At 40.3% G+C, this 4,072-nt stretch carries 4 protein-coding genes; all 4 read left to right on the forward strand.

Going from position 1 to position 4,072, the window contains the following annotated elements; translation table 11 throughout:
- The coding region (locus OQ5_RS0107490; RefSeq protein WP_016776892.1) for a YggS family pyridoxal phosphate-dependent enzyme at window positions 1-722 on the forward strand (722 nt) is incomplete at its 5' end.
- A gap of 569 nt (window positions 723-1,291) precedes the next feature.
- Window positions 1,292-2,278: a dihydroorotate dehydrogenase-like protein gene (locus OQ5_RS0107495; RefSeq protein WP_016776893.1), complete on the forward strand. Its 987-nt coding sequence runs from the start codon at window positions 1,292-1,294 to the stop codon at window positions 2,276-2,278.
- Between the two features lie 165 nt (window positions 2,279-2,443).
- Entirely contained in the window at window positions 2,444-3,385 is a 942-nt protein-coding gene (locus OQ5_RS0107500) for a hypothetical protein (protein WP_016776894.1), read from the forward strand.
- A 2-nt stretch (window positions 3,386-3,387) separates the two neighbouring features.
- Complete coding sequence (locus OQ5_RS0107505; protein ID WP_016776895.1) at window positions 3,388-3,870, forward strand: hypothetical protein; 483 nt, start codon at window positions 3,388-3,390, stop codon at window positions 3,868-3,870.
- Window positions 3,871-4,072: the final 202 nt, after the last annotated feature.

Raw genomic sequence — 4,072 nt, forward strand, 5'->3', positions numbered from 1 at the left:
GCTTTTTAAACCAGGCTTATCAATTAACAATCAGGAAAAAGAGAACCATGGCAACAATTGCCCAAAATTTGAACGAATTAAAAGAGCAATTGCCTTCCGATGTCACATTGGTAGCGGTTTCCAAAACCAAACCGGCAGAAATGATTATGGAGGCTTACGAAACCGGACATCGCATATTTGGCGAAAATAAAGTACAGGAACTGACAGATAAATATGAGCAACTACCTAAAGACATCCGGTGGCACATGATCGGCCATCTACAGCGTAACAAAGTGAAATATATTGCCCCCTTTGTTTCGCTGATTCATGGTGTTGACAGCTTTCGTTTGCTAAAGACCATCAACAAAGAGGCTGCAAAGTATAACCGTATCATTCCCTGTCTTTTCCAGATTCACATTGCCGATGAAGAAACAAAATTCGGACTCGACGAAAATGAACTTTTTGAAATATTAGAAAGTGCCGATTACAAAAGTTTGAGTAACATCCAAATCAAAGGTCTTATGGGGATGGCCACCTTCACAGATGATATGGAAAAGGTGCGTTCCGAATTCAGATGCCTCAAAACCCTTTTCGATAAAACAAAAAATAACTACTTCAGCTCAGATGATGCGTTCTCCATCCTCAGTATGGGAATGTCGGGCGATTATCAAACGGCTGTTGAAGAAGGAAGTAACATGGTGCGTATTGGAAGTGCTGTTTTTGGTGAGCGACAACATCATTAGGCAGGTAGAGAAGTGAGACAATAAGAAGACAGAAGCGAGGCTGAGGCTAAGGCTAAGGTTGAGGTTGAGAGGGCACCAAAGATAACACAGATTATTTTAATGATCAATTACCAATTATCAATTATCACTTATCAATTATCAGTAACCAGTTATCAATTATCAATTAACCAATTAACCAATTGACGAAGTCTTACAAGACAAGCGGCGGAGCCGAGCGAACCGGAAACCCGGAACCCGGGACAAGAAACTTTTTTGGGGGCAAGTAAAGACGCACGGCCGTGCGTCTCAACAAGCCCGCTAACTCATAACCAGCAACAAACAACAAGCAACAAGCAACAAGCAACCAGCAACAAGCAACAAGCAACAAGCAACAAGCAACCAGCAACAAGCACCAGACAAGACAGAACCCGCAACTCCGAACTTCCCACCCCCTTGAAACTTTCGAGCTTTTAATTATATTTGTTAAGAAAATACTGACTCATTTGTATATTATTTATTTTTCAAGGTCTAATGAAACTCGTCACGAGTAATCGCGACAGGTTTTGTTCGTTTAATTAAATAAGCAGGACATGGCAAATTTGGAAACCACCTATTTGGGACTTAAGCTTAAAAACCCGGTTGTTGTAAGTAGTTCGGGACTCACCAATAGTGTTGACAAGATAAAAAAGCTTGAAGAAGCAGGTGCTGGAGCAGTCGTTTTAAAATCGCTTTTTGAGGAACAGATCAACCATGAAATCAACCATGAGATAAAAACCGGCCATGGTTTTGATTATCCCGAAGCTGTTGATTATATCCGGGGATATACCCGCGATCACTCAGTTGCTTCATATCTCCAATTGATCAGGGAGGCAAAAGCAGCCACTGGCATTCCGGTGATAGCCAGCATTAATTGCTTTTCAGCCGACGAATGGGTCAACTTTGCCCAGGAGATACAAGATGCCGGAGCCGACGCCATTGAACTAAATGTCTTCAGAGTAAATACAAACAAAAATAGTGCGGCAGAAGATTATGAACAATTGTACTTCGATATAGCAGAAATGGTCAATGAAGTTATTACCATTCCTGTTTCAATGAAAATCGGCCCCTATTTCTCCAATCTGGTAAAAATGGTTGACAGGTTTTCGGTTTCCGGCGTAAAGGGTGTAGTGCTTTTTAACCGTTTTTACGAACCCGATATCGATATTTACACGCTACAACTCAAATCGGCTGAAGTTTTTAGCACGCCTGCCGATATCAGACAATCCCTGCGCTGGGTGGCCATTACCAGCTCCAAGGTTAAAAATATTGACATTGCTGCTTCTACAGGAATACATGACGGTGCTGCTATTGTCAAACAATTACTGTCAGGTGCGCAGGTAGCTCAGGTCTGTTCGGCCGTCTATAAAAACGGACCTACAGTGATAACCCGGATGATCGATTTTATTGAAAAATGGATGAAGGAGAAAAATTTTTCCAGCATTGCCGATTTCAGAGGAAAAATGGGATATCGAAGTATTAAAAACCCCGTTATGTATGAACGGGCACAATTTATGAAGTATTTTTCTAACTTTGAATGAATTCTGACTTTAGGACATGGGTACGGATAGGTATCTTGGGGCAATTTCAGGCCAAAAGGCACAAGCTAATCAAACTTTGTTGTTTGAAAATCAGTGAAATTGTTTTAACTTGTGCGATTAATTTTTTTGATTAAGTCCAGGAATTTTAATACAATTAGTGCACCTATGAAGTATCATTACCATTGTATCTTGTCCCTTAGTTGCGGTCTTATTTTTTTGTTCCTTTCGGCAGCAATCTTTTCCTCGTGCCGTTCAGCCAGTGAAAAAAAAGACTCAGAAGATTCAGAAGAAAATATCATCCAGTCCGTTCCAATGAATGAGCAATTGGTTGAAGATTTCAATAAATCCAAACTGATATTTTATTCTTTACCTTCGCCGATAGAAACTGCCATGTTGATCAAAAAGGCAGGTGCTACCTTCGATGCAAATATTCTGAATTCACTGGATAATATCCCAAAATATAACACCAACTATAAGATGGCTCTGAATCTTGGAATTTACAGTGCCGACCTTAGTTATGCCAGCCTTTTTGACCAGTCGCAAACCACCATCGAGTACATGGGCGCTGCACGTAAACTGGCTGAAGAACTAGGTGTTATGGAGGCCGTGGATGAAAGTACCATCAAGAAACTGGAAGAAAATATGAACAACAGGGAGGTAGTAATGGACATTATTTCCGAAACATACATGAACGCCAATGCTTATCTCTCGGAAAACAACAGGGCGGCTATTTCTGTAATAGTTCTTGCCGGTGGCTGGATTGAAGGACTGTATCTGGCCTCTTCTCTTACCAAAGGATCGCTTTCAAACAACAAAGAATTGGTCGACAGGATATTGTACCAAAAATTATCACTCGTAACATTGTTGAACATGATGAAAACATACAACGAAAATTCTGATGTTGCCAGATTGATGAATAAATTTGAAGAGCTGGAGTCGATTTTCGATAAGGTTACAATCATCAATACATCTGCTGTTGAAACAGAAACTGATACCGCCAGCAGAACGACAACAATTCGTGCAAAGAGTGAAATAGAAATTGCACCGGATGATTATGTGCTTCTGTGCAAGAAAATTGAAGAATTGAGATCCGATTTTGTTTCCTGACAATGTCCGGTAATAGCCCAAATAAAGTAAACAAAAAAGGAGCATCCCGGTTTTATCCGGGTTTATGGATGTTATTTGCCGGTTTCCTCTATTTTTTTTCTGCAAATGCCGCTTCCTCACAATGCATTGGTTTTGCCAGAGCCGTGGTAAAACCAGAATTAGCACCATATATACACGACGGTAATTACAATGCCACCATCCTGGGAGAAGGCGAAACCATTATACTGCAAAAAACAGTCTTCCAGGGACAAAAATACCGTTTAGTGGTAAAGGGTGTTCCGGAGTTACCCCCTGTCCGCTTCAGAGTTATGGACGCTGATCAGGTTATTTTTGATAATGCGAACCACGATTTTGCCCCGAAATGGGATTTTAATGCCGAAATTACACGTACCCTTTCTGTTGAGGTATCAATAACTGAAGATGAAGATGAAGATTCCTTAAAAGGCGGATGTATAGCCGTTTTGGTCGGGATAAAACCCGAATGAGCATTATCAACCGATTTATATATGTATCTTATATCAATAGGTCGTTAGATTTTTAGATATAAAATGTAGAATGATTGTTACATCCTTAATCTACTGCATTTTAACAATCGAACCTCTTTAGATACAAACAGCTGGCTTGCAGTGTATTGCAAAAGCTTGACGGAGTATTGTTATATCTAAAAGTCTAAATAGTGTCTGTCCA

Origin of the sequence: Anaerophaga thermohalophila str. Valhall (assembly GCF_000250735.1) — a bacterium.
Classification (GTDB): domain Bacteria; phylum Bacteroidota; class Bacteroidia; order Bacteroidales; family Marinilabiliaceae; genus Anaerophaga; species Anaerophaga thermohalophila_A.